General features: G+C 61.4%; 24 protein-coding genes. 10 read left to right on the forward strand and 14 right to left on the reverse strand.

Annotation, left to right across the window (positions count from 1 at the left end; translation table 11 throughout):
• Nucleotides 1-164: 164 nt before the first annotated feature.
• Nucleotides 165-506, forward strand: coding sequence for an RT0821/Lpp0805 family surface protein (locus G5137_RS19415; RefSeq protein ID WP_216953134.1), 342 nt, complete (start codon nucleotides 165-167; stop codon nucleotides 504-506).
• An 87-nt stretch (nucleotides 507-593) separates the two neighbouring features.
• Here G5137_RS19415 and G5137_RS19420 read toward each other — a convergent pair whose 3' ends face one another.
• Nucleotides 594-2,309 (reverse strand): NAD-dependent malic enzyme, encoded by a 1,716-nt coding sequence (locus tag G5137_RS19420; RefSeq protein WP_421255834.1) that lies wholly within the window; start codon nucleotides 2,307-2,309, stop codon nucleotides 594-596.
• 362 nt (nucleotides 2,310-2,671) lie between these two features.
• Between G5137_RS19420 and G5137_RS19425 the strand changes: the two genes are divergently transcribed.
• Nucleotides 2,672-3,349, forward strand: a complete 678-nt coding sequence (locus G5137_RS19425) for a substrate-binding periplasmic protein (protein ID WP_421255835.1) — start codon at nucleotides 2,672-2,674, stop codon at nucleotides 3,347-3,349.
• Nucleotides 3,350-3,436: 87 nt separating this feature from the next.
• Here the strand turns inward: G5137_RS19425 and G5137_RS19430 are convergent, their stop codons facing one another.
• The 10 genes from G5137_RS19430 to G5137_RS19475 form a co-directional block, all read right to left on the reverse strand.
• Nucleotides 3,437-3,847, reverse strand: a complete 411-nt coding sequence (locus G5137_RS19430) for a hypothetical protein (RefSeq protein WP_013723543.1) — start codon at nucleotides 3,845-3,847, stop codon at nucleotides 3,437-3,439.
• Nucleotides 3,848-4,006: 159 nt separating this feature from the next.
• Complete coding sequence (locus G5137_RS19435) at nucleotides 4,007-4,978, reverse strand: formate dehydrogenase subunit gamma (protein WP_421255836.1); 972 nt, start codon at nucleotides 4,976-4,978, stop codon at nucleotides 4,007-4,009.
• The gene (gene fdh3B, locus G5137_RS19440) at nucleotides 4,975-5,601 is read right to left on the reverse strand and encodes a formate dehydrogenase FDH3 subunit beta (protein ID WP_005334799.1); all 627 of its coding nucleotides are present in this window, start codon (nucleotides 5,599-5,601) and stop codon (nucleotides 4,975-4,977) included. Before fdh3B ends, G5137_RS19435 begins: the two co-directional genes overlap by 4 nt.
• A 4-nt stretch (nucleotides 5,602-5,605) precedes the next feature.
• The gene (locus tag G5137_RS19445) at nucleotides 5,606-8,482 is read right to left on the reverse strand and encodes a formate dehydrogenase subunit alpha (protein ID WP_421255837.1); all 2,877 of its coding nucleotides are present in this window, start codon (nucleotides 8,480-8,482) and stop codon (nucleotides 5,606-5,608) included.
• A 23-nt stretch (nucleotides 8,483-8,505) separates the two neighbouring features.
• A complete protein-coding gene (locus tag G5137_RS19450) occupies nucleotides 8,506-8,709 on the reverse strand; it encodes a transcriptional initiation protein Tat (RefSeq protein ID WP_005303194.1) in 204 nt (67 codons plus the stop codon).
• Between the two features lie 117 nt (nucleotides 8,710-8,826).
• Entirely contained in the window at nucleotides 8,827-9,444 is a 618-nt protein-coding gene (locus G5137_RS19455) for a TorD/DmsD family molecular chaperone (RefSeq protein ID WP_058058400.1), read from the reverse strand.
• A 9-nt stretch (nucleotides 9,445-9,453) separates the two neighbouring features.
• On the reverse strand, nucleotides 9,454-11,199 hold the full coding sequence (locus tag G5137_RS19460) for a 4Fe-4S dicluster domain-containing protein (RefSeq protein ID WP_216953127.1): 1,746 nt from the start codon (nucleotides 11,197-11,199) through the stop codon (nucleotides 9,454-9,456).
• A 103-nt stretch (nucleotides 11,200-11,302) separates the two neighbouring features.
• On the reverse strand, nucleotides 11,303-11,902 hold the full coding sequence (locus tag G5137_RS19465) for a DUF3306 domain-containing protein (RefSeq protein WP_421255838.1): 600 nt from the start codon (nucleotides 11,900-11,902) through the stop codon (nucleotides 11,303-11,305).
• The gene (locus tag G5137_RS19470; RefSeq protein ID WP_421255839.1) at nucleotides 11,895-12,473 is read right to left on the reverse strand and encodes a DUF3305 domain-containing protein; all 579 of its coding nucleotides are present in this window, start codon (nucleotides 12,471-12,473) and stop codon (nucleotides 11,895-11,897) included. The genes G5137_RS19465 and G5137_RS19470 overlap by 8 nt, the downstream gene beginning before the upstream one ends.
• A gap of 345 nt (nucleotides 12,474-12,818) precedes the next feature.
• Complete coding sequence (locus G5137_RS19475; protein WP_236271237.1) at nucleotides 12,819-13,940, reverse strand: PIN domain-containing protein; 1,122 nt, start codon at nucleotides 13,938-13,940, stop codon at nucleotides 12,819-12,821.
• A 205-nt stretch (nucleotides 13,941-14,145) separates the two neighbouring features.
• Between G5137_RS19475 and G5137_RS19480 the strand changes: the two genes are divergently transcribed.
• Both G5137_RS19480 and G5137_RS19485 read left to right on the forward strand, forming a co-directional pair.
• Nucleotides 14,146-15,003, forward strand: a complete 858-nt coding sequence (locus G5137_RS19480) for a formate dehydrogenase accessory sulfurtransferase FdhD (protein ID WP_236271236.1) — start codon at nucleotides 14,146-14,148, stop codon at nucleotides 15,001-15,003.
• A gap of 15 nt (nucleotides 15,004-15,018) precedes the next feature.
• Nucleotides 15,019-15,885 (forward strand): substrate-binding domain-containing protein, encoded by an 867-nt coding sequence (locus G5137_RS19485; RefSeq protein ID WP_421255849.1) that lies wholly within the window; start codon nucleotides 15,019-15,021, stop codon nucleotides 15,883-15,885.
• Nucleotides 15,886-15,965: 80 nt separating this feature from the next.
• Here the strand turns inward: G5137_RS19485 and G5137_RS19490 are convergent, their stop codons facing one another.
• Nucleotides 15,966-18,068 carry a sensor histidine kinase gene (locus G5137_RS19490; protein ID WP_421255840.1) on the reverse strand — a complete coding sequence of 701 codons (2,103 nt, stop codon included), beginning with the start codon at nucleotides 18,066-18,068 and terminating at the stop codon, nucleotides 15,966-15,968.
• A gap of 25 nt (nucleotides 18,069-18,093) precedes the next feature.
• A complete protein-coding gene (locus tag G5137_RS19495) occupies nucleotides 18,094-19,449 on the reverse strand; it encodes a sigma-54-dependent transcriptional regulator (protein ID WP_058055711.1) in 1,356 nt (451 codons plus the stop codon).
• Between the two features lie 254 nt (nucleotides 19,450-19,703).
• Between G5137_RS19495 and G5137_RS19500 the strand changes: the two genes are divergently transcribed.
• The 6 genes from G5137_RS19500 (at nucleotide 19,704) to G5137_RS19525 (ending at nucleotide 25,554) form a co-directional block, all read left to right on the forward strand.
• Nucleotides 19,704-20,546, forward strand: coding sequence for a substrate-binding domain-containing protein (locus G5137_RS19500; protein ID WP_421255841.1), 843 nt, complete (start codon nucleotides 19,704-19,706; stop codon nucleotides 20,544-20,546).
• Between the two features lie 64 nt (nucleotides 20,547-20,610).
• A complete protein-coding gene (locus G5137_RS19505; RefSeq protein ID WP_019446238.1) occupies nucleotides 20,611-21,312 on the forward strand; it encodes an ABC transporter permease in 702 nt (233 codons plus the stop codon).
• A 34-nt stretch (nucleotides 21,313-21,346) separates the two neighbouring features.
• Nucleotides 21,347-22,042: an energy-coupling factor ABC transporter ATP-binding protein gene (locus G5137_RS19510; protein ID WP_005362120.1), complete on the forward strand. Its 696-nt coding sequence runs from the start codon at nucleotides 21,347-21,349 to the stop codon at nucleotides 22,040-22,042.
• Nucleotides 22,014-22,658, forward strand: a complete 645-nt coding sequence (mobA, locus tag G5137_RS19515; protein ID WP_111900511.1) for a molybdenum cofactor guanylyltransferase MobA — start codon at nucleotides 22,014-22,016, stop codon at nucleotides 22,656-22,658. The genes G5137_RS19510 and mobA overlap by 29 nt, the downstream gene beginning before the upstream one ends.
• Complete coding sequence (locus G5137_RS19520; protein WP_421255842.1) at nucleotides 22,655-24,433, forward strand: bifunctional molybdopterin-guanine dinucleotide biosynthesis adaptor protein MobB/molybdopterin molybdotransferase MoeA; 1,779 nt, start codon at nucleotides 22,655-22,657, stop codon at nucleotides 24,431-24,433. Before mobA ends, G5137_RS19520 begins: the two co-directional genes overlap by 4 nt.
• Before the next feature lie 62 nt (nucleotides 24,434-24,495).
• On the forward strand, nucleotides 24,496-25,554 hold the full coding sequence (locus G5137_RS19525; protein ID WP_042054492.1) for an FUSC family protein: 1,059 nt from the start codon (nucleotides 24,496-24,498) through the stop codon (nucleotides 25,552-25,554).
• A gap of 58 nt (nucleotides 25,555-25,612) precedes the next feature.
• On the opposite strand, the gene G5137_RS19530 is transcribed toward G5137_RS19525, so the two are convergent.
• Nucleotides 25,613-26,167, reverse strand: coding sequence for a DUF3332 domain-containing protein (locus G5137_RS19530; RefSeq protein WP_421255843.1), 555 nt, complete (start codon nucleotides 26,165-26,167; stop codon nucleotides 25,613-25,615).
• Nucleotides 26,168-26,299: the final 132 nt, after the last annotated feature.

Raw genomic sequence — 26,299 nt, forward strand, 5'->3', positions numbered from 1 at the left:
AAACTAAGAGGTGATGGCACGGTCGATGACAACGGTGTGGATGCTGTCGATGCCAACGGCAACAAACTAAGAGGTGACGGCACGGTCGATGATCGCCAGCAAGTGCTTACCGATGAGCAGGAGCGGGTGCTGCTCAACAACGGTTTTCGCCAACAGGGGCAACCATGATGCGATATCTGTTACCACTCCTCCTGCTCGGCCTCACTGGCTGCGCCACGGTCGACACTCCGCCGCTTTACCATCAGATGGATAAGGCAGATGTTCAACTGGCCAATCAGGCCCTTGCCAAGGCGCTGGAAACCCGTACCAAAGGGCAGAGCCTCACCTGGTTCAATCCGGCTAATCGTCACTCGGGCAGCGTCACGCCGCTACGCACCTTCCGCCATGCCAGCGGGGAGTGGTGTCGCGACTATCGCGAGCAACTCTATATCGGCCAGGCCAGTCAGCAGTGGCAGGATACCGCCTGTCGCAATCAGCAAGGGCGCTGGCGACCATTGCGAACTTAGTGAATGCCACGGGGTAAACGAAAGGGGGTAGCAGCGCTACCCCCTTGTCATCTTTACCGACCCTTTATCGGGGCGGTGAATACGCGGTTATACCCGACGATAGGGCAGGTAAACCGGCTCCCACATGTGGTTGAGGATATGCTGATGCAGATCCTGCCCGATCAGCGGGTGGGACGGATCCCGACGCACGATATCCTTGAGCACGGCGGTGGCCACATGCACCGAGATGTTGCGCAGTTCGCGAATACGCGGATAGACGGCTCCCTTGGCCAGATCCTCTTCGCTTACGCACTCGGCCAGCGCAAAGGCGGCGGTGGTGAAGATATCCGGGCTGATCTCGCGGATCTGGCTGACGATGGCCGCCAGACCTACACCGGGGAAGATAAAGACGTTGTTGCCCTGCCCCACCCGGAACTCCTGCCCCTCGTAGCTCACGTCCTTGAAGGGACTACCGGTCGCCACGATCGCCTTGCCCTTGCTCCAGCGGTAGATATCCTCCGGCAGCGCTTCACAGTTGGCGGTCGGGTTGGAGAGCGGGAACACCATGGGGCGCTCGCAATGCTGCAGCATCAGCTGGATGTGTTCTTCCTGGAAGGCACCGCCCGAGCCACTGGTACCCAGCAACACGGTAATGGGCACATGACGCAGTACATCGGCAAGATTGGCCTTGCCGGGCACCTCGGTGTCCCAGCCTGCCAGCAGCAGCCCCGGTTTGGCGTAACGACGCTTGTACTCGTCAAGTCCCTCGCGGTTGTCGCACACCAGCCCCTGGGTATCCAGGATGTAGATGCGATCCCGCGCGGCCTGCGGATCCATCCCCTCACGGATCATCCCCGCGCAGACCTGATCCGCGACACCAACCCCGCCAGCGCCAGCGCCATAGACCAGATAGTTCTGCTGGCCCAGGGTCTCCCCCTTGACCTTGACCGCGCCTATGATACCGGCCAGCACCACGGCACCGGTGCCCTGAATGTCATCGTTGAATGATGGCAGTGCCTGCTGGTAGCGGGCCAGATTGTTGAAGGCGTTGGATTTGCTGAAGTCTTCCCACTGCAGCACGGCGTTGGGGAAGTGGCGCTTGACCCCCTGCACGAACTTGTCGATGAACTCTTCGTACTCCTTGCCACGAATACGCTTGTGGGGGCGGCCCAGATACATGGGATCATCGAGCAGTTTCTGGTTGTCGGTGCCCACATCCAGCGCGATGGGCATGCAGCAGGCGGGGTGAATACCGGCCCCAAGGGTATAGAGCGCCAGCTTGCCGATGGGGATCCCCATGCCACCAACACCCTGGTCGCCGATCCCCAGAATGCCCTGGCTGTCGGTGACGACTATGATGCGGATCGATTTGGCATCGAAGTGACGGGCCTGACTGCCCATATCATCTACGTTGTCCGGGGTGATGTAGAGGCCGCGCGGCTTCTGGAAGCGGTGGCTGAACTCCTGGCACGCCTTGCCCACGGTCGGGGTATAGATGTAGGGAGTCATCTCCTCCACATGGCGTGACAACAGGGCATAGAAGAGAGTCTCGTTGCGATCCTGCAGAGCACGCAGGTTCTGGTACTTCTCGATATCGCTGCAAGCGCTCTTGAACCCCTCATACACTCGCTCGAGCTGGGCTTCAAAGGTTTGTACCTGAGGCGGCAGCAAACCATCGAGATCAAAATCGGCCCGCTCCTGTTCGGTAAAGGCCGTGCCCTTGTTGAGGTATCGATTGTTAAGCAGATCAGTGCCGGTCAGTGCAACGGGGCGAAAATCCTCTCCCTGTGCATCTTTCCACAGCAGATATTGTCCGGTAGCCATAGTCATTCTCTTTGATTTACGTGAAATTGCCGTTCGGCAGGAGAGCAAGACTCATAATGAAATCAATCATATGACGTTTACTCGATCGGTTTTGTGAGCTTGGGCATACCCTGTGGCCAAAATCCGCTCATCTCGCTCCCCGAGTGATAAATATCCACGGAGAGGAATGAGACTCATGCTAGCATTGCGATCAATTCCGCAACGTTTCACCATGCAGCAGCCGGGAGTGACCTGATGCCCTCGACTTTTTCAGCCAGCTTTTGCCTCCTCTCGCCATGCGTCTGATACTGCTCCTTGCCCTGTCACAACTGCTTGCCTGCCAGTCAGCTCTCGCCGCACAAGGGAGAGAACTGAACATCATCGTGGGTGAATGGCCCCCTTTCGTCTCCGAGCAGTCAAAACAGCACGGTCCCGTGGCCCACCTTATCAGCGATCTGTTCAAGGAGGCGGGCTATGAGGTGAAGTTCCACTTCGCCCCCTGGGGCCGGGTCTATTCGCTGGCGGCCAACAGCCAGCTCTACGACGCCACCGCCGTCTGGATGCACAAACCGGAGCGGGAGCAGGATTTTCTGTTCAGCGAAGCGGTGCTGCAGGAGCAGTTTGTCTTCTTCTCCCTCAAATCACGGCAGCTGCAAGCCGAGCGCCTTGAGCAGATCATCGGCATGCGGTTGGGGGGCGATATCGCCTATAGCTACGGGCCAGATCTGGACAAGATGGTGGTCGATGGCAAGGTAACCCAACAGAAAGTCACCGACGTGAAACAGAATTTCGGCAAGCTGCTGCGCGGGCGGATCGACCTCTATCCGCAAGAGCTGCGAGTCGGTCTGGCCGAGTTGCAGAGCCAGCTCGACCCCGCCAGCGCGGCACTCATCACCCACAGTCAGACCCCTTTTCTGCGCAACGACAGCTTCGTGATGTTCCCGCGCAAAATGCCGGATTCAGCCAAACTGCGGGATCAGTTCAATCAGCAGTTGCAGCAGGCCATCGCCAGCGGACGTTATAAGCGCTACTTCGAACGGCTGGCCCGGGGGGGCTATTAACCTTGGCGAGGCAAAAACAGAGGGGATAAAACAACGGTGGCGGCCCTTTGTGGCCGCCACCTCTGTGATGCTTGTCAGCTGCTGGCATTAGCCGCTGATGCCCACTTCCAGCTTGAACGGCGTCTTGGCCTTGCTGCTCTCGGCCGCCCCCATCTGGTAGACCCGAATGGTATAAGTGCCCTTGGCGGGCAGGGTTGCCTCAAAGTTGTTCCCTTCCGTAGAGCCGATAAACATCGCCTCCCCCTTGCTGCCCGGCGGCAGAATATTGAAGTAGGGCTTGCCGGTCAGGATCACCACCATGCTCTGGCCCTTGTTGGCCGTCAGCTTGTAATCGAGGGTCTGGCTACCTTGAATGGTGCCGTTGATGGTTGCCCCTGACTCCCCCTTCTTGAACTGCACCTGCTGGGTCTTGATCCCGTCAGCCGCCTGCGCCACGCCCGCAATACCACCGAATAGCGCAGATGCACATACCGCTGCCAGCCATGCTTTTCTCATCATTTGTCATCCCTTGTGTGAATGGAACCCCTGTTACTGTTGCTCAAGGTGGCCCAAAAAACCATCGCCGTTTGCGGCATCGCTCAATCAATTTACCATCACGATCGACCCGCCATCAAAAGGGGCGCCGCAGCGCCCCTTCTCTTTACTCTTTGTCGACCATCAGCTTGATTTGCCCGCCTTGGGCTCATCGAGAGTGTGTTTCACCTCTTCATACCAGAGGTCGTGGTGCTCCTTGGCCCAGGTCTCGTCCACCTCGCCGGTCACCATCCCCTCCAGCGCCCCTTCCAGCTGGAACAGACCCATGTAGATATGGAAGATAAAGCCGCAGATAAGGATCAAGGCGCCTACGATATGGATAAAGCTGGCCCACTCCATCTGACGGCGCAGCTGGCCGAAGATGGGGAAGTCGAGGAACAGCCCGGTCGCCACGACGATGCCGCCAAACCAGATCAGTAGCCAGAAGATCGCCTTCTCGCCGCCGTTGGAGAAGCCCGCCGAGGGGTGACTCCCCTTGTGGGGCCCCAGCATGCCGCCAGCCTTCATAAACCACTGCACATCCACCATGTTGACGATGTTGTGGCGGAACCACTTGATGAGTACACCGAGCAAGCAGAGGAAGAAGAGCGGCCCCACGTAGTTGTGGAACACCTTGGCGAACCAGATCCAGTTCTCCCACACCCCCATGCTCACCACCGGCTTGATGAAGTACTTGCCATAGATGATGGCCAGCCCTGACCCGGAGAGGGTCAGGAACATGGCCGCCGTGGTCCAGTGCAGCGCCCGATCCAGCCGGCTCCAGCGTTTGAGCTTGCGCCCGGTACGCGGTTTGGAGAGCTTGGTCGGCCCCACCGCCCAGTACATCAGGCCGCACATGGCAAGCGATCCGAAGATGGCGATGGCACCCAGCGGCGACACCCACTTGGTCTTCACCTCGAACCAGAGCTGGCCCGGCACCGAGATAAGCACCCCGTGCTCCGGCGAGCGGGAGGTGGTCACCCCCTCCTGCCCATCCTTCACCGCCCGCCAGTAATCGGCGCCGGCAAAGCCGACCGTCTCTTTCTCGGCATCGGCGAAACTTGCGGTACTCACCAGCAGCAGGGCAGCAAACAGGGCCATTAGCCAGGTTTTCATGCTGCCCCTCCCTGCTTGTTCAGCTTGCTGGCGTCGTGGAACAGCTCATCGCCGTTACCCCAGGCGGCATCCTTGGCACCGCGATAGGCAACCCGCTCGCGGAAGATGTCGGAGATCACCTGCGCATCCCCTGCCAGCAGTGCCTTGGTGGAGCAGAGCTCGGCACACATGGGCAGCTTGCCCTCGGCGATGCGGTTGGCACCGTACTTCTGGCGCTCCGCTTCGCTGTGATCCTCTTCCGGGCCACCGGCGCAGAAGGTGCACTTGTCCATCTTGCCCCGATCGCCAAAGGCGGCGGTCTTCGGGAACTGGGGCGCCCCGAACGGGCAGGCAAACAGGCAGTAGCCGCAACCGATGCAGAGATCCTTGTTGTGCAGCACTATGCCGTCGTCGGTGTGATAGAAGCAGTCGGCCGGGCAGACCGCCATGCAGGGGGCGTCGGTGCAGTGCATGCAGGCGACCGAGATGGAGGTCTCCCCCGGCAGGCCGTCGTTGAGGGTCACCACCCGGCGGCGCTGGATGCCCCACTCGAGGGCATCGTCGTTCTCGTTCTTGCACGCCGTCACACAGCCGTTGCACTCGATGCAGCGCTTGGTGTCACACATGAATTTCATTCTGGCCATGGGATCAGGCTCCTACTTTGCGAAAACGGCACAGGGTGACCTTGGTCTCCTGCATCTGGGTGACCGGGTCATAACCATAGGTGGTGACTATGTTGACCGACTCCCCCAGCACATAGGGGTCAGACCCTTCCGGATATTTGGATCGCAGATCCTTGCCCTCGAAGTGGCCGCCGAAGTGGAACGGCATAAAGGCGAGCCCCGGCTTGACCCGCGGGGTCACCAGCGCCTTGACCTTGACCCGGCCCCCTTCCGGCCCCTCAACCCACACATCCTGACCGTCGCGCACGCCGACGTCGTTGGCATCCGCCGGGTTCATCTCGACGAACATCTCCTGCTGCAGCTCGGCGAGCCAGGGGTTGGAGCGGGTCTCGTCGCCGCCCCCCTCGTACTCCACCAGACGGCCGGAGGTGAGGATGATCGGGAACTCCTTGCTGACATCCTTCTCCTGCACCGAGGCATACTGGGTCGGCAAGCGCCACAGACTCTTCGAATCAGGCCAGGTGGCGTAGTCAGCCAGCAAGTCGCGGCGCGGGGTATAGAGCGGCTCGCGGTGCTTGGGCACCTGATCCGGGAAAGTCCACACCACGCAGCGCGCCTTGGCGTTGCCGTAGGGCACGAAGCCGTGCTTGATGGCCACCCGCTGGATACCGCCGGAGAGATCGGTCTTCCAGTTCTTGCCCTCGGCCTCTTTCTTCTCGGCCTCGGTCAGCTCATCCCACCAGCCAAGCTGTTTCATCAGGTCGGCAGTGATCTCGGGATAACCGTCTTCCACCTCGCTCCCTTTCGGCCAGGAGTCTTCGGCGAGCAGCGAGACGCCCTGATACTCGATGCCGAAACGGGCGCGGAAACCACCGCCCCCTTCCGACACCGGAATGCTGGTGTCGTAGAGAATGTGGCTGCCGGGGTGCTTCATCTCAGGGGTACCCCAGCAGGGCCAGGGCAGACCATACACTTCGCCACTGACCGGGCCCCCTTCGGCCTTGAGGTTGGTCTTGTGGAAGGTGTGCCAGTTCTGCTGGTGCGCCTTGAGCCGCTCCGGGCTCTGGCCGGTGTAGCCCACACTCCACATGCCGCGGTTGTATTCGCGGGTAATGTCTTCCAGCAGTGGCTGGTTGTTCTCCACCTTGATGTGCTTGAACAGCTGGTCGGCAAAACCTAGCTTCTTGCTCAGCAGATACATGATCTCGTGGTCGACCTTGGATTCGAACAGGGGTTCTATCACCTTGTCACGCCACTGCATGGAGCGGTTGGTGGCGGTGACGGAACCATAGGTCTCGAACTGGGTGGTGGCCGGCAGCAGGTAGACGCCGTCGGTACGATCGTTCATGACGGCAGCGACTGTGGGATATGGGTCGACAATCACCATCATGTCGAGCTTTTGCATCGCCTTCTTCATCTCGGGGCCGCGAGTCTGGGAGTTGACCGCATGGCCCCAGTAGAACATGGCGCGGATGTTGGAGCCCTGCTCGATCAGATCGGCGTTCTCCAGCACCCCATCCACCCAGCGGGAGACCGGAATGCCGTTATTGTTCATCGGCAACTTGCCGTTGTAGGCCTTGTTGTCGAAGCGCGCCTTGATCCACTCGTAATCCACATCCCACACCCGGGCCCAGTGCTTCCAGGAGCCCTCTTCCAGCCCGTAGTAGCCGGGCAGGGAGTCTGAGGTGACGCCAAAGTCGGTGGCGCCCTGCACGTTGTCGTGACCGCGGAAGATGTTGGTGCCCGCCCCGCTCTTGCCCACGTTGCCGAGGGCCAGTTCGAGGATGCAGTATGCGCGGGTATTGTTGTTGCCTGTGGTGTGCTGGGTACCGCCCATACACCAGACCACGCAGCCGGGACGGTTGTCGGCCAGCAGCTTGGCTGCGCCATAGACCTGCTGCTCGTTGAGGCCGGTAACCCGCTCAACTTCCGCCGGAGTCCAGCGCGCCACCTCTTTTTGCACCTCGTCCATGCCATAGACGCGGGTGCGGATGAACTCTTTGTCTTCCCAGCCGTTCTTGAAGATGTGCCAGAGCATGCCCCAGATAAAGGCGACGTCGGTACCCGGGCGCAGGGAGAGGTACATGTCCGCCTTGGCGGCGGTGCGGGTACGGCGCGGGTCGACCACCAGGATCTTGCAGCCATTGCGCTCTTTCGCCAGCAGGATGTGCTGCATGGCGACCGGGTGGGCCTCCGCCGGGTTGGAGCCGATAAACATGATCGACTTGCTGTTGTGCATGTCGTTCAGGCTGTTGGTCATGGCGCCGTAGCCCCAGGTGTTGGCTACCCCGGCCACCGTGGTGGAGTGGCAGATCCGCGCCTGGTGATCCACGTTGTTGGTGCCCCACAGGGAGGCCATCTTGCGAAACAGGTAGGCCTGCTCGTTGGAGTGCTTGGCGGAACCGAGCCAGTAGACGCTGTCGGGGCCGGACTCCTTGCGAAGGCGCAGCACTTCATTGCCTACCTCTTCGATGGCCTGATCCCAGCTGATGCGTTGCCACTTGCCGCCCACCAGCTTCATCGGGTACTTGAGGCGACGCTCACCGTGGCCGTGCTCGCGCAGGGCCGCCCCTTTGGCGCAGTGACCGCCAAGGTTGAAGGGGTGATCGAATGCTGGCTCCTGACCGGTCCAGACACCGTTCTGCACCTCGGCATAGACGCCACAGCCCACCGAGCAGTGGGAGCAGATGGTGCGCTTCACCTCGACCGGCACGTCGGCCGCCACGGTTTTGGCCTCGGCCCGCTGCATCATGGCAGGGGCCAGCCAACCGGCGGCCACGGCGCCACCGGCCACCAGACCCGAGTTGACCATAAAGGCGCGGCGGGTCAGCCCCTGACCGCGAATGGCCTCATTGCCCTGCTCGCCCACTTGGGGCTGCTCGGCACGTTTTGTCAGTTTCATGAGTTCTCCTTCACTGATCCGGCTCAGTCGGTGCCGCGCAGGGTGCGATAAAAGTCGTGAACATGGGGGGTCTCCCGATAGCCCTTGTCAGGCTCGGTGTCGTGGGTCAGCACCTCTTTACCCACCACCCGACCGGTGGCACCGGCCAGCACGCCTATGGTGGCGACCACGCCAACTCCCTTGATCAGATTGCGGCGGGACGGGTCTTTCAGCTGTTCATCGCTCATTCTTGTGACCTCTGTTGTTGTTCTTGCTGGCGCCTGCGCGCCAGCTTCGCGTCCAATGGGATATCTCGTCTGCTCGTTGTGTTATGCGCAGCTCTTGTTATGCGCAGATAAGGGCGTTCAGCCCGGCACCACGCAGGCGCCAAACGGCAGGCGCAATTCGTTTTCCAGCTTGAAGAAATCTTCGGCAAGGGCGCCGACCGCCCGGTAGAAGCTGCCCCCTTTCGCCTGTTGCTGATCGCGGCAGCAGGCGAGTACCCAGGGGGCAAGGTGGCGCTCATAGAAGCGGTTGCGCTCCGGGTGTTGCTCGCCAATCAGTACCGCCATCACCTCACAGAGGGCGGCGAGATGATCTTCCGGCTCGCACACTCCGCTCTGGCGCTCGAAACCGAGGGACTGCAGATCTGCGCGCAGCACCGCCAGCGGCAGCTCCATCAGGGAGCCAGTGAGATACCAGGAGGCAAACGGCACGATTTCCCCGCGCCCCAGCCCGATAAAGAGATCCTGATACTCCTCGGCAAGCTCGTTTTCGTGGTGGCTGCTGGCCGCCAGCTGCACCAGTCCGAGCCCTCTGGCAAAGGGGCCCGGCATCGGCTGCAACCCTTGCAGCCAGGCAAGCTGTTCGCCACGGGGAGCGGCGCGCCAGAGGCTTGCCAGCAGGGCGTAGAGATCGGCGCTGCTCTGTTCCAGTTCGGTCATGGTCAGTTCGCCAGCCTTTTCGTTATGTTGTTCACTCATCACTGGCCCTCACAACTTGAGCTGGGAGACGGGATCCGCCGCCAGCGCCGCAAACACATCCTTGACCCGACAGTCCTCGCACATCAGCAGCCGCTGGGCGGCCTCGTTCTGGAAGTGGGAGTGACCGGCCAGTTTTTGCTGGATGCGGCGGATCATCGAGGCGGGCGCGAACGGCTTGCCGCAGCGAATGCAGCAGGCAGCCTCTTCGGCTTTGAGGCTCTGCACGGCGCGGCGTGCCTCGGGCACGGGTTGCAGGCGGGGCACCAGTACGATGGCCTGCTCGGGGCACGCCTTTTCGCACATGCCGCACTGGATGCAGTCCTGCTCGATAAAGTTGAGGCCGGGCGCATGCCCCACCGCATGCAGAGCTCGGCTCGGGCAGACCGCCACGCAGCCCATGCAGAGGGTGCAGTCAGCTTCTTTCAATTCCACACTGCCGTAAGGGGCGCCGTGGGGCACCGCCAGCGGCTCGCGGCTCCCTTCGTTGGCCTGCCAGAGGGCATCGAAGGCGGCAAACAGATTCTCCCGTTTATCCCCTTTCAGCGGCTTGTCCAGCAGGGCAACGGTTGGCAGGCCGGAGATCGGCTTATCTTGCTCGGCATCCGGGTTAAACAGGGCGATGCGATCGGCAGCGAGACCGGCGCCCACCAGCAGCACGGCGGCGCTCGCCAGTTCCCGCTCAACCAGTGCACGGACGCTTGCGGGGGCATCATCGCCCAGCACGATGCGCACCGCGCTGGCGCCATAGGCAAGGGCGGCGAACCAGCTCTCGATACCCAAACTCGCGCTCTCCTCCACCCAGAGCGGCAGCCAGTTGGCGGGCAGGCGGGTGAGTTCGGCTTCCACCCATTCGCGCTCGTTTTCACCGGCGATCAGCAACTGAGGCGCGTCGCCGCCCGCCTCCCGATAATGCTTGAGCAATCGCAGCAGGTAGTCGCCGCAGGTGTTGGCATCAGGCTGGTGATAGGCAATCGCCCCGGTCGGACAAGCCGAGGCGCAGCTACCAAAGCCCTGACAGAGATGGGGATCGATCTGGATGCGACCATTGATGGGCTTGAGCGCATCGGTCGGGCAAACATCGAGGCAGCGGCTGCAACCGGGCACGCCACGGGCGGTAAAGGCGCAGGCCTCGGGGTCGAGGCGAAAATAGCGCGGCTTGTCGAAGATACCGGTCAGCGCACAGAGCTCGGCAAGCCGTTCGGCCAAGTCAGCGTCATCGGCCAGATGCAGATAGCCCACCGGCGGGCGCTCCAGCGCAAAGAGCGGGGCGCGGCCCAGATCAGCCACCAGATCAAAGCGCGGTTCGTTCCCCACCGTCGCTTGTTGTGGAAAACAGAGCGCAGCTAGGTTAACCCGCTCACCCTGCCCATTGAGGCCGGTAAGCTGGAACTGGCCGAGATACCCTGTCAGGCTCGGTTCGCGCAGGGTCAGGGCCACGAGGGATACGGTGGCATCGAAAATGGCTTCAAGATCGGCCGCCTCGGCATCGTGGACCGCTTCGCTCACCAGCAGGGTGGGCTTCACCCCGGCGGGCAGCCGGCTGGCGGCGCGGCGAATCCGATCCTCCGGGCCGACCAGCAGCAGGCGCCCCTGGCTCTGGTAAGAGACAGTGGCCGGGATCAGGTTGTCGGTCTTGACCGTATGCTGCAGGGCATAGGCGCGAGCGCGCGCGTTATGCTCGGCCGCCCCCGCCCCATGGGCAAGATTGGAGGCCAGATTTGGGCTCAGATTTGGCAATGTTTGTTCAGTGCTCACATACACTCCTGCGCGCGCCACCTCATGGGATGGGCGCTTGTTGGTAAGCCGAGAGAGCAAGAGGCGAGCCAACTCCCCCGGAAAAAAAGTGACTGACAGGGAGTCAGGATCCTGAGGGTTCCATTCCCCCACCTTTGGTTGGGACATTTTGTCCACCAGAGGAAACCAAAATGTCCCGATCGTCGGTGTGGGTTTGAGAATGGTTATCAGCCAACTCGGGCGGCTCGGCGGCAGGTTCGCTGACAAGCGCCACCGGTTCAGCGGATCCGCTGGCCGGATTGGTCGATTCGCTCTCCGGGGCGGTTACCTGATCCACCAGCCAGTTGCGCAGCCCGGCGGTCAGGGCCGCAGGCAGCAATTCGGGCTGGCTGAAATCCTGGGTGTAGTCGTCGAGCCCATCCGGCTTATGGCTGCGAAACATGGCCCGCAGCGCCTCCCTGTCGGGGAGTTTGGCCTTGCCCGGCTGAGCAGTTTTCAGCTGCGACTCGCCACTCTCCAGCCTCTCAACGGCAAGGGGTTCCCTACTCCCCTTGTCAGTGCTGACTACGGGGCTATCCAGCGCAGCATCTGGAGTTTCAGCTTCGCTACTGCCTTCGATGGGGGCAGCAACCGCCTCGGGGCTAACCTCTTCCCTTGGCTGCAATGCCTGATGCTTGCGCGCCTCACTCTTGCGTGACGACCAGCGCTTGAGGAACTCACTCATGGGCGCTGTTTCCGGCCTTGTTTACGGCACAGGTTACGGCGTCACTGCCACGCTCGCGGCCATCGGGGTAGGTGGCTTTAACGGCGCCGCAGCTGGCTTGATCCTGGCTATCGACACCCAGCTGATCCTGCGCCCGCCCCTTGCCCTTCTTGCCCTTGCGACGGGCCTCCAGCAGCTCGCCGTGACGACCGATAAAGGCCTCCACCCAGGCTTGCAGCGCCTCGGGCAGCGGGCAGGAGAGCACCTGCCGCTCGCCATCCATATAGGCGGCGGCCACGGTCTGGCTCAGGGTGAGGCCATCGGCCACAAAGCCATTGTCCACGCGGCTTCCGGTGACAAACAGGCGGGGCGAACCGGAGCTCAAATTGAAGCGATAATCCCCCCGCTCATCACGAAACAGGGTAAGGGGCAAGGCACCGGCAGCCTCGGGTTCGGCGGGATGGATCGCCGCAATCTCGAAACGGCGGCTCTGCCAGCGGCCAACCTGGCTGTCGATGGCCTTTAACTCCAGTTGCAGCCAGCGCTGCGGGGGCAAGGTATTGGTTGTCTCTTGCACTGTCACGGCTCCCATCAGAAGGTCTCTGCCGGGCCGCCCTCCCCCGTAATCCACCCCGTTCGGGGTGGATCACAGAGGGAACATTCAGGGCGGCCACGGCCATCAATGGGATAAGACTTAGCAAGAGTGGGGCCAAGGCCGGTTTGGTGGCCGATGGGGGTGGCGCGGGCGTAGGTTGGTGCAGAGCGCAGCGAAGCCCAACATGCGACATAAAACCAATCCGTCAGTGCTTGTTCGAGGGAATGGCAATAATCAAATAAGGCCGAATTATCCGATTATTGCCTTTATATGGCTGTTCACGGTAAACGTTGGGCTTCACTTCGTTCAGCACCAACCTACGATTTGGCCCATGATACAAAACTATTCTTCGTAATCATCATACTCTGGTTCTATATATCCAAAGTCGATGGTATTTATAGGACTTACAATTTCAACCTCATCTATAGATAGTTCATCAACCGGGCCATTTAGGTCACCAGAAATTGTAATTAAAATTTCCGACTCGAACTCACGCTCCACTCGTACAGTTACTCCTCCCATCGATACATGATCTCTATCAATAGAGTCATATACAGATAATGAAAAATCACCCTCTGCCTCGACAACAATATTAGCGGAGGCTTCTAACACGACCCAGTCTTCATCCTTATCAACTATACGAAACTCATGCTCAAGCAATGAGAAATCTTTGAACCAGCCATGACTACCATCAGCTTCCCAATAAAACGCTGAATCAGCTTCTTGATCTGGTGTAAATCCATCCAAAGCAGATTCTAAAAGAGAATTTATTTCAGCAAGAAACTTCGTGGCTGAACCTGAATTTAAAGCTGTCTCAAGATTTGCTAACAACGTATATGGTGCATTGGTTTGGTTAAAAACTTCCAAACCGCGAGAAAAATCATCTTGATAGTTTATTCTCGTTGAATTCTGACAAAAATTTTTCCAATCTCCATCTTTGGCAATAGCTAGAACATATTTGTTATTCTTATCAGCCCAAGCTTCAACAGCCATAAGAACTATAGCGTCAGGAAATTCATTTTTCTTTTTCCCTGTCTCTGCAAATGGTGGCTCATTGGAAAAATATTTAGAAAGTAAGTCAGAAACTGAAACGTAACTCCCAGTTTCCAGAACCAAAGCGCCTGTGGAATCTATAAATTTATTCATCCGACTCTCAGCGAGTCCATTAACCTCTTTACTGTCAACAAGCATTTTCTTTGCATCATTCAATTCACTACCATCAAAGAAGAGATGGTCACCAGCCTCATTGAGGGCTTTTTCTAAAGCTGCACGTGAAGCACTAATTTTACTTTCTAAGTGCCGCTGAACTTCATTTTTCACCACATCGGGTAAAATGTATTCTATAGGGCTTTTTTTGAATTGTGACAGTTTTCCCAACAACCCTTTTTCCAGTTTTAATCCATTACCATCAAAAATTGATGTATCGACTAAAATAGCGCCATATTCAATTTCATCATCTGACATTTCTCATGTCCTCACAGAAATAATGTCAGCATTATGATTTAGGTCATACAACTCGTCCAAGGCATACTTTTAATCCAATAAATTCATAATTAAAACTTTAGAGCTCTCCCTCACTTTATAACTACAAACATTATTTTTACATAATCTGGAACAAAACTTGCTGTATCCCTCCCCTTAGATCCCGGCAACCGGTCGCGAGGGGCCCATGACACCGACCTTTATCAAAAGCAATGCTGCCGCCCAGCTCACCATGGCCGTCGAGGTGATGGATGAGCAGGGCACAATGAACACCCGCCAAATCGCCTGTGAGCGGCCACTGACGGTCTACCTCAACTGGAAGGAGATAGTAACCCTGATGACGCTGGGGGCCCGCCCCGAGGCGCTGGTGTTGGGTTATCTGAAAAATCAGGGCTTTATCGAGGACATTGCAGCCATAGAATCGGTGATCGTCGACTGGGAGAGCGAGGCCGCCGCCGTGGTGAGCAGTCAGCAGGCCGCCGATCTCGACAAATCCTTGGAGAAGAAGACGGTCACCTCCGGCTGCGGTCAGGGCACCATGTATGGCAGCGTGATGAAGAAGCTCGAAGGGGTGGTTTTGGCGGCGCCCGAGCTTAAACAGAGCACCCTCTACGCCCTGCTCAAAGCGCTGTCGGCCCATAACGAAACCTACAAGATGGCCGGTGCCGTCCATGGCTGCGCCATCTGTCGCGGCAGCGAAATCCTCTCCTTTGTCGAGGATGTGGGGCGCCACAATGCGGTGGATACCCTGGCGGGTGAGCTCTGGATGCGCGGCGAGGCTGGCCACGACAAGATCTTCTACACCACCGGGCGGCTCACCTCGGAGATGGTGATCAAGGTGGCGCAGATGGGCATTCCGGTGCTGCTGTCACGCTCTGGTGTCACCCAGATGGGGCTGGATCTGGCCCGTCAGCTCGGTATAACCATGATTGCCCGCGCCAAGGGGCGCCATTTCGAGGTATTCAGCGGCCACGACCATATCGAGCTGGACGAGAAGCCGCCGGTGCTGGCGCCCAGTCCGGCTGGTCGCGGGATGCGGGATTAAACCATGAACGAGTTTATGAACGTCAAGCAGGTGGCGGAATACCTCGATCTCAACGAGAAGAAGGTCTACCAGCTCGCCAACGAGGCGCGCATCCCCGCCACCAAGGCGACCGGCAAGTGGCTGTTTCCGCGATCCCTGCTAGATCGCTGGCTTCTCGGCAGTTGCCACGAGGGGGTGATGAACGACCGGCTGCTGCTGGCGGGCTCGGACGACGTGCTGCTGCACTACGCCAGCAGCCGGCTGGCACAGCAGCTCGGCACCCAGGCACTGGTGGGCTACACCCCGTGCGGCACCCGACAGGGGCTGGCGATGCTGGCGCGCGGCCATGTGGATCTGTGCGCCATCCACTGGGGGCAGGCCGAGGAGGCGCACCTGCGCCACCCGGCGCTGGTGCAGCAGTATCAGGGCCACCGGCAATGGGTGATCGTTCATGGATTTCGGCGGGTGCAGGGGCTGGTGCTGCGGCAAGGGCTGCAACCCAAGGAGGCGAAAGAGGCGCTCGACTGGCGCTGGGCCATGCGCCAGGAGGGGGCCGGCAGCCAGCGCGCCCTGCAGGAGTGGCTGCAAACGCAAGGCGAGTCGCTGACCCGGCTGGAGCGCACCCTCGAGGTCAATAGCGAGCGGGAGCTGGCCGCCGCCATCAGCCGCGGCGATGCGGATGTCGGGCCCGGCGCCCGGAGCACCGCCACCGAGTTTGGCCTCGGCTTTATGCCCTTGTCGCAGGAGTGCTTCGATCTGGTGATGCCGCAGGGGGTCTTCTTTCGCACCCTGCTGCAGCAGTTGATCGGCTGGCTGCAATCCCCAGAGGGGCGCGAGCTGGCGGCCCGCCTCGGCGGCTATGACCTGACCCAAAGCGGCAAGCTGGTGTGGAGCCCGCAGTAAATAACCACTCACCCACCGACAAAACAGCCCGCCAACCATGTTGACGGGCTGTTTTTATCACGGGCCTTTTTATAACCGCCTCAATCGCTTGTCTCACGCCCCTCGGCATTGAGGGCGATGCGCCACCCTTCCAGTTTCGCGGGCTCGCTGCCGCTGGGTAGCAGGGCGTGGCTGCGCAGCCGCACAGTAAAGCAGCTCCCCTGCCCCGGGGTAGAGTCCACCAAGAGCTCGCCACCCCAGCGGCTGATGATGCGGTGGCTCAGGGCCAGCCCCAGACCGGTGCCGGTAGCGCGGGTGGTGAAGAAGGGGTCGAAGATCTTGTCGATAATGGCCGCCTCGATGCCGCTACCGTTGTCGATCACCCGTACCTCGGCCCCGCGCAGCTGACCCAGTTCATCGACCCAGTCGCGGCTCTCGACCCGGATCTCCCCCTGCTCCCCCAGCGCGTGGCTGGCGTTGACCAGGAGGTTTATCAGCACTTGCAACAGCTGCTGGCGATCCGCCTCAATGGGCTGCTGGGCCCTGAGATCGGCCACCAGCTCCACCTGCTGCTGACGCAGGGCGGAGCGCACCAGGGTCAGGCTCTCCTCGATGATGGGATTGAGGTGCTGCCACACAGGCGCCGTCTCATAGTCGCCGGGGCGAGAGTATTGCAGCAGGCTGCGGGTGATGGCACGAATGCGCTCGATCTGGGCCAGCACCAGTGCCAGCTCCTCGCTGACCGGCTCGGCCGCCTCCCCCAGCTCCAGCTTCATCAGCTCCACATTGCCGAGGATCACCGCCAAGGGGTTGTTGATCTCGTGGGCCACCCCGGCGGAGAGCTCGCCGAGGGCTGCCAGCTTCTCGCTGATCAGCAACTGCTGGCGCGCCTCGGTCAGCATATGGATATGATCTTCCAGCTCGGCGGTCTTCTGCTCGAGACTTTGGGTACGCTCGGCCACCTTCTGCTCCAGCTCGTCGGCACTGCGGGCCATCTGCTGCTGGTGCGCTTCTTGCCTGTCCAGCATGGCGTCAAACTGGCGACCGAGCTGGGCCAGCTCGTGATCGGGATCGAGGGCCAGCGGGCCGATGCGAGCCGACTCCCCGGCCTGCACCTGCCGCACCACCTTGTGCATCCGCTCGATGGGGGAGAAGAGATCCCGCGCGCCGCGATAGACCAGCAGGCCGGAGAGCAGCAACAGCAGCACTACGCCGGACCCCAGCTCCACCAGATTGGTGAGGTAGGTACGGATAATGGGCCACTCGAGAAAACCGACATAGAGCATACCGATCCGCTCGCCCCTGGCTCCCAGCAGCGGCTCGTAGCCCGAGACATACCAGGCGTCGTGGACGAAGGCGCGGTCAACCCACATCTCCCCCCGTCCCAGCACCTGCTCGCGCACCGGCGGCGAGACCCGGGTACCCACCGCCCGGCCCACCTGACGGCTGCTGCTGACCGGCACATTGGTGCTCACCCGCAGATCGTCGAGAAACAGGGTGACGGTGCCAACGCTGCCATCCGGCAGGGTATTTTTGGCAAACACCTGCCCCTTGAGCTCATCCACCAGCCGGGTGCTGCCGTTGACAAGCTCGCCCCCCTCCAGCACGGCCCAAAGGGAGCCGTCGCGGCCCATCACAGGGGTCAGTGACAGGCTGATCAGCCCCCTGTCCTCCACCACCCTGGTGCCATCCCGCTGCCACAGCACGGCCCGTTTGGCCAGTTGCGGGGAGAGGGCGAGCATCTCCTGCTGCGACCAGACCACAAAGTGACTGACGCTGCGCCCAGCCGTGAGGGCGGCGCGCTCCTGCGCCGTCAGCTGATCCAGCTCGGGGCCGCGGCGCAAGCGCAGAAAATCGAGGCCATAGCTGGCCGCCAGCGGCATTACCCAGTCATGCAGCTGATCCGGCGATTCCCGCAGCCGCAGCTGAAAGGCCCAGGCATCGCGCAGATGCTCCAGATGCTCGGTCTGGCGCTGCTGCTGCACCGTGATGGCGTGATGGGCCACCCCGAGATCGCTGCGCACCGTAGTGAGCAGGTTCTGCCAGCTGTAGGTGAGGGTCCAGTAGAGGGTGAGCGCTATCATGCCCACCAGAGTGAGCATGATGGGCACCGAGGTGAGCAGCAGCAGGCGCCAGCGCACCTTGGTGCGGACGCAACGGGGCAACAGGGCGCGCATACAGCGGGAGAGCAGGGTCAGTTTCATCGCCCCCCCATCCAGTTAGCCTTCCTCATTCGATGGCCCACTCCTTGAACTTGCGATCCAGCGTCTTGCGCGCCACCCCGAGCACCCGGGAGGCGGCCGACTTGTTGCCATCATGGCTGGCCACCACTTGCAGGATGTGGGCTTTTTCTACCTCCGCCAGCGGCCACGCCAGCGGATAGCCCTCCTCGCTCGCGCCCTGTTCGGCAGGCTTGCTGCTCTGCCAGTAATCCGCCGGGGGCTTGCCCAGCAGCAGGCAGCGCTCGATAAGGTTGCGCAGCTCCCGCACGTTGCCGGGCCAGGGGTAGGCCTGCATCGCCACCACATCCTCGTGGGTCCAGCTCAAGGAACCCATCCCCATCTCGGCGGTGAGCTGGCGGGTGAAGTGGTGTACCAGCGCGGGGATATCGTCGATGCGTTCGCGCAACGGGGCGACCGGCAGCGCCACCACGTTAAGGCGATAGAAGAGATCTTCGCGAAAGCGGCCCGCCTCCACCTCGGCCTTGAGGTTGCGGTTGGTGGCGGCAACGATGCGTACATCCACCGCCAATTCGCGCTCGGCCCCCACCGGGCGGATGGCCTTCTGTTCCAACGCCCGCAACAGGGAAGCCTGCATGGCGAGCGGCATCTCGCCGATCTCGTCGAGAAACAGGGTGCCCTGATGGGCGACCCGGAACAGGCCGTCGCGCCCCTTGCGGGCGCCGGTAAAGGCCCCCTGCACGTGACCAAACAGCTCGCTTTCCAGCAGCTCCGGCGCGATGGAGGCGCAGTTGAGGGGCACAAAGGCCCCCATCCGGCCAGAGAGTTGATGCAGGGCGCGGGCCACCAGCTCCTTGCCGGTGCCGGACTCCCCCTCCACCAATACGGCGGCATTGGAGGGGGCTACTCTGGCGATGAGCGTCTTGAGCTCGCGGGTCTTGGCACTGTCGCCAATCAGGGTGGGCGGGAACAGCTTGCTCACCTCCCGGCGCAGCAGCAGGTTCTCCCGCTCCATCTGGCGGCGCTCGATGACTCTGTCCACCGCCTGCACCATCTGATCGAGGTTGAAAGGCTTGAGGATAAAGTCGCTGGCGCCGAGGCGCAGCGCCTTGAGGGCGGTCTCCATATCGCCAAAACCGGTCATGAAGATGATGTCGCTGCGGCGGGTGGCGGGGTCTATGGCCTCATGCCACTCGATGCCGGAGCGCCCCGGCAGCCGGATGTCGGCGATGATAAGGTCAAAGTGAAGGCGGCAGCGCAGGGCTTCCGCCTCCTCCACGCTGGCGGCAGTCTCAATCTGGGCAAAACGCTTGGCCAGCGCCTTGGCCAGAAAGCTGCGCATGCCGGGCTCATCGTCAACGATAAGCAGGGAGAGGGCAGACCAGCGGCTGGGAGGGAGTGTCATGGAAAAAAGTACCTCGGATGCACGTACGGTCGGTGAATGTCCCGATAACCGGAACCTTAGTGGGACATTTTGTCCTTACCGTATCAAAAGCACCAACACCAATTATTAAAAGCGATAACAAGCTCACCTAATTGATTCTAATAAGCTTCTGTTTTTAAACGGCAAACCGTGAATACAGCGGCAAAGGAACAGTTTGGCACCCTGCTTGCTTACTCTTGCCCTCTCCTCAGCCACCCTGAAAAAGTTGCATCACGATGACGATAAAAACCAGCCTCAAACGTTTTGCCCTCTCCCTCGCCACCAGCCTGCTGATCGCCGGTGCGGCCCACGCCGAAGCTGATACTAATGCCACAAAAGCGCCGATCCGCCTCGCCACCACCACCAGCACCGAGCAGTCCGGTCTGCTGGGCTGGCTGCTGCCCCAGTTCACCAAGGAGACTGGTTATCCGGTGCAGGTAATGGCGGCCGGTACCGGCCAGAGCCTGAAGATGGGTGAGAACGGCGACGCGGATCTGGTGATGACCCACGCCCCCTCTGCCGAGAAGAAGTTTGTCGACGCAGGCTTTGGCATCGAGCCAGTGCACCTGATGTACAACGACTTCGTTATCGTCGGCCCGGCCAACGACCCGGCGGGTCTGGCCAAATTGCACGACGCGGCCAAGGGGCTGCAAGCCATCAAGGAGCAGGGCCAGACCTTTATCTCCCGCGGTGACGAGTCCGGTACCCACATCAAGGAGAAGACCCTGTGGCAAGCCGCTGACGTCAAACCCGAGTTTGCCGGCTACAAATCCATCGGCCAGGGGATGGGCCCGACCCTGACCATGGCCTCCGAGCTGGGTGCCTACACCCTCACCGACCGCGGCACCTGGCTCGCCTACCAGAGCAAGCTGGATCTCGCCGTACTGCTGGAGGGTGACAAGCGCCTGTTCAACCCCTATCAGGTGATCCTGGTCAACCCCAAGCGCTACCCGGATCTCAACACTGAAGGGGCGCGCACCCTGAAAAACTGGCTGATCTCCGAGCATGGCCAGAAGCTGATCGGCGACTTCAAGGTAGCCGGTCAGGCGCTGTTTGTAGCGGATGCCAACGGGAAATAATGGCAACGCTGACCGCTAAACTGACATTGATGGCCCTCCCCCGGTTCGCTGAGGGAGGCGCCTGATGCCGACATTGATCGACACGACATTAGCGGCCCTCGCCCTGCTGTTCAGTGGTGACACCGAACTGTGGCAGGTGGTGGGGGTCTCCTTCTCCGTCTCCTGCATCGCCCTGCTGTTGGTGCTGCTGCCCGCCTTGCTGCTGGGCTTTGCCCTGGCCTATCTGCCGCTGCCCGGCCGCTGGCTCTGGCTCTCCTGCATCAATACCCTGCAATCGGTGCCGACTGTGGTGATTGGCCTCTTGCTCTACATGCTGCTGTCGCGGGCCGGCCCCTTTGGCGACTGGAAGCTGCTCTTTACCCAGCAGGCGATGGTGGTGGGGCAGATGCTGATCGCCTTCCCGGTGATCGCTACCATGGCCCACGCGGCGTTTGTCCAGAGCGACCGGCGCGCCTGGGAGACCGCCCTGACCCTGGGGGTCTCCTGGCCCAAGGCGCTGATCGGCCTGATGCACGAGTGCCGCTTTGGCCTGCTGGCCGCCATCATCGGCGCCTTCAGCCGCATCGTCACCGAGGTGGGCTGCTCCATGATGGTGGGGGGCAATATCCTGCACTTTACCCGCAATATCCCCACCGCCATCGCGCTGGAGACCCAGAAAGGGGCCTTCACCCAAGGGGTGGCGCTCGGCATAGTGCTGCTCACCCTCGCCCTCTTGCTCAACCTGCTGCTGACGGCCTGTCGCGGCCACAGCTATCTGAAGAACTGACCATGCCCCCACTGTGTACCAACAGGAGTACCCCATGGCCCTGACCGCCCACCAGCTGACGATGCGCTTTGGCGAACGCCAGCTGTTCGAGATTGACCGGCTCGCCATCGCACCGGGGGATGCCATCTGGCTGCATGGAGCCAACGGGGTGGGCAAGACCACCTTGCTCAAAATCCTGGCGGGGCTGCTGGCACCCACACGCGGCCACACCAATCTGCCGGGGCGCTGGCAACAGCGGCTCAACCGGTTGCTCAAGCGGGATCTGGGGCCGGGCCGGGTTACCTATCTGCACCAGACTCCCTATCTGTTCGATCGCACGGTGCACGACAACGTGGCCTGGGCGCTCGATAAACAGCTCGGCAGCGAGATCCGGGTGTTCGAGGCGCTGCGCCGGGTCGAGCTGGAGGGGTTGGCGCGGGAGCACATCAGCATTTTGTCCGGTGGCGAACGGCAACGGCTGGCGATGGCCCGTGCCTGGGCACTGCAACCGGCCTTTCTGCTGATGGATGAGCCCACCGCCAATCTGGATACACATTCGGTTGCCCTGATGGCCGCATTGGCGCAAGATCTACGGGAACATGGCAGCGGCCTGGTAGTCATCAGCCACCAGAGCAATGCCCTGACCGACCTGTGCGAGCGGCAATGGACCCTCGCCCGTGGCCAGCTGCAAGAGACGACCCCTTTAAAAATCATCGAGCGACATGACTTCAAAAAGCGACAGCCACTCTGATCCCGTTGCCGTATCAGCAGTGATCCTGGCAGGAGGCCGCGCCACCCGGATGGGGGGCGAAGACAAGGGATGGGTAGCACTGGCGGGACGCCCTCTTATCGACCATGTTTTGGCGCGCCTGCGCCCCCAGGTAGATGAGGTATTGATCAACGCCAACCGCAGTCAGGCCCGCTATCAGGCGCTGGCCCCGGTCATCAGCGATGACAACAACGACTATCTCGGCCCGCTGGCGGGCATGCAGGCAGGTCTTGCTGCCGCCCGTCACGACTGGGTGTTGTTTGTCCCTTGCGATGGCCCCGCCCTGCCGCTGGATCTGATGAGCCGCTTTCGCGCCGCCCTGACCCCGGATACCGAGCTGGTAGTGGCCCACGATGGCGACTGGTTGCAACCCGTGGTGGCCCTGCTGCACAAATCCCTGCTCCCCTCCCTCACCGCTGCGTTGGCAGAGGGAGAGCGCAAAATCGATATCTGGTTTGCCCGCCACAATATGGCGGTGGTGAGCTTTGCCGATCAGCCGGATGCCTTTATCAATCTCAATAGCCCTGCCGAGCTGGCCGCCTACGAGGCCCGTCTGCTCGCCCCGGCTATCGACCCCCAACAAGGAGTCACCTCATGACCCCGGCCCCCACCCTTCCCCTGCTCGGCTTCGCCGCCTGGAGCGGCACCGGCAAGACCACCTTGCTGGAGCAGTTGATCCCCCTGCTGGTGGATCGCGGCCTGCGCATCGGGGTGCTCAAGCACGCACACCACGACTTTGATATCGATCAGCCGGGCAAAGACAGCTATCGTCTGCGCAAGGCGGGTGCCCAGCAGATGATGGTCGCCTCCCGTCGTCGTCATGCTCGCATTACTGAAACAACGCACGGCGAGACCGAGCTGGCCGAAGCGGACTTTCGCCAGCTGCTGGCCAGCTTCGATCAAACAGAGCTCGATCTGCTCTTGGTCGAGGGGTTCAAGCACGAACACTTCCCGAAAATCGAGCTGCACCGCGCCGAGATTGGCAAGCCGCTGCTCTTCCCCGAAGACAGCGACATCATCGCGCTGGCCAGCGATCAGCCCCAACAGAGTGGCGAACAACAGCAGACAAGCCTGCCTCGCCTCGATATCAACGATCTGGCGGCCATTGCCGACTTCGTCTGCCGCTGGCTTGACGGCTGCCAGAGCAAGGAGCCGGAGGCGGGCAAGGGCTTTCTCTCGGTCGAGGCGGCCCGCAACGCCATTCTGGCGGCCCTCACCCCGAGCACGGCCTGCAGCGACAAACCGCTGGCCCAGAGCCACGGCGCCGTGCTGGCCGCCGATCTGATAAGCCCTATCAATGTGCCGCCCCACGCCAACTCGGCGATGGATGGCATTGGCCTTCGTAGCGACGATCTCGCCGCCGGCCGCTGGCAACTGGTGGGGGAAGTGCTGGCAGGCCAGCAGCGCCACGAGCCTGTGCTGGCCGGTCAGGCGGTGCAGATCATGACCGGCGCCCCGCTGCCCCCCGGTGTCGATACCGTGGTGATGCGTGAAGAGACGCTGATTGAAGGTGAGTGGGTTACGGTCACCGCACCGATCCAGGCGGGACAGAATGTGCGCCTCGCCGGGGAAGATCTCGCCAAAGGTGCGGTCGCCATCCCGGCCGGTACCTGGCTTGGCGCCCCCCAGCTGGGGCTGGCGGCATCACTCGGTCAGGCATCGCTCTGCGTGCGCACCCCGCTGAAAGTGGCGCTGTTCAGTACCGGCGACGAGGTACAGGCCCCGGGCGAACTGCTCGCCCCCGGCCATATCTTCGACAGCAACCGCTTCACCCTGATGGCCCTTATTCGCGCCGCCGGTTGCGAGGTGATGGACCTTGGCATCATTCCCGATGACAAGACCATTCTGCGCCAGCAGCTGGAGCAGGCCGCCGCCAGCGCCGATCTGGTGCTGAGCTCGGGCGGGGTCTCGGTGGGCAATGCCGACTTTATCAAGCTGGTGCTGGCGGAGCTCGGCCAGATCGATTTCTGGCGCATCCAGATGCGGCCGGGCCGCCCGCTCGCCTTTGGCAAGCTGGGGCAGACCCCCTTCTTCGGCCTGCCGGGCAATCCGGTGGCGGCGATGATCTGCGTGCTGCAGTTTGTCGAGCCCGCCATCGCCCGCTTGCAAGGCAAGCGGTGGCAGCCGCTGCGCCTCTCGGCACTGGCAGACGAGAAGATGAAGAGCCGCCCGGGACGCACCGAGTTTCTGCGCGGCATCTTTCATCAGGACCGTAACGGCCAGCTGCGGGTGCGCACCACAGGGCCACAGGGCTCGGGCATTCTCAGCTCCATGAGCGATGCCAACTGCCTGATTGAAATCGTACCGGATCAACCCGGGATCGCCGTTGGCGAGCGGGTCTGGATCCACCCCCTGCAGGGACGACTGGCCTAAATCCCGACGGGGCGTCGGCCGGATGCACGGCGCCCCGTCACCCACCTGACAGGAGGCAGACCGTGCGTCTTGATGCCCCCCTCTCCCGACTCGATCTGCTGGTCTATGGCCGCTACCGGATCGTCCATGGCCTGCGCATTGCGCTCGCCTTTATGCTCACCTTTCTGCTGACCCGCGAGCTGAAACTGCCGGAGAGCACCTGGCCGCTGATAACCTTGGTGGTGGTGATGGGCCCCATCTCGTTTTGGGGCAATGTGCTCTCCCGCGCCCTGCAGCGGGTGGTGGGCACCATCTTCGGCGCCAGTTGCGGGGTGGTGGCGCTCTATCTCGAGATCTACTCGCTACCACTTACCCTGATCTGGTGCGGGTGCATCATGTTCCTCTGCGGCTATCTGGCCCTCGGCAAGCGCCCCTATGTGGGGCTGCTGATCGGCATCACCCTGGGAGTCACCATGGGGGCCATGCCGGGGGATATAGAGACGGCGCTGTGGCGCAGTGCCGATGTGATACTGGGCTCCCTGCTGGCGCTGCTCTTTTGCAGCATCTATCCCCAGCGGGCCTACAGCCACTGGCGCCTGCAGTTGCACCAGATCTTGCAGCAGTCGGGGCGGCTCTATCACACCCACCTATCCCCCAATGTGCTGGAGCGCCCGCGCCTCAAGCACAATCTCTCCCAACTGCTGGCACAGACCGGCAAACTGCGGGCCCTGCTGGCCCCGGCGGCCAAGGAGACACGCCACAGCGTCGCCCTGTTTGATGCGGTGCAGGTCACCATGCGCAACACCCTCTGCACTCTTGAGATGCTGGCCAACACCTACTGGAACGATCGGGAGAGCCACTTCCTGATGCAGAGCACGGCTGCGCTGCAAGCCTGCCATCTGGCCACCGAGGAGGCGATCAACCAGCTTGCCCTGATGATGCAAACCGGTGACGGTCGCGGGGCCGATGCCGCCATCGCCCGCCTGCACGAGGTGGCGACCCAGGTATCGCTGCCGCCCAACGCAGAGGCAGCCATCAATGGCTACCTCTGGCTCAACGTCCAGCTGACCGAACAGCTCACCCACCTGCGCCGCCTGCTGGGACTGATCCTCACCCCGCCCCATCGCAAGCAGCCGGACTAGGCCCAATGCAAAACGCCCCGCAGTTGCGGGGCGTTCTTGTCGGCATAGGCACTGATGATCAGGTCGCCGTGCGGGCGTTCTCGCTCATCTGCTCCAGCTCTGACCGGGTCAGGGTAGAAACAAACTTGCCATCAAAATAGATATCCATCAGCTCACCACGCTTTTCTCCGCGCATCATGCTGCTGCGACCATCCAGATAGTGCACCTCCATCTGGGCGGTATGCTCGTCCGGGTAGCTGATCTCCACCTCGCGTACCCCTTGCGGCAGCATGGCCAGCGGCACCGTCTTGAGGGCCGGATCCAGATGCTGGTTCACCTTGATCACCGGATCGGCTTTCATGTCCACCACAGCCGGAGATTTGCCGGTGATGGGGTTCTTGCCAGACCAGAACTCGATGGTATTGAAGACGAACAGGTCAGCGGTCGCGGCCAGACCGTAGACAGGGGAGAGCAGCATAAAGACCCCGGCACGAGCGTAGCGGTTATCCACCACGCTCAGGTTGCCCTTGGTGACCATGCCGGAAAGCCCCATCTGCCCCATACAGCCGCCCAGACCCATGCTCGCGACCATAACCAGCAGGGCCATTGCCCGCCCCTTCTGTTGTAATGCCATCTTGTTCTGTTCCTGCTCTGAAATAAATGAGGCGGCAAGCCTAATCAAGGGGCCAGAAGAGGACAATTCACAATGGCGGGACGATACAGGAGGGGTTCAGATTGGCGTACCAAGTGAGCAATAAATAAGCAC

This window comes from Aeromonas sp. 600282 (genome assembly GCF_049175755.1).
Lineage (GTDB): Bacteria > Pseudomonadota > Gammaproteobacteria > Enterobacterales > Aeromonadaceae > Aeromonas > Aeromonas veronii_A.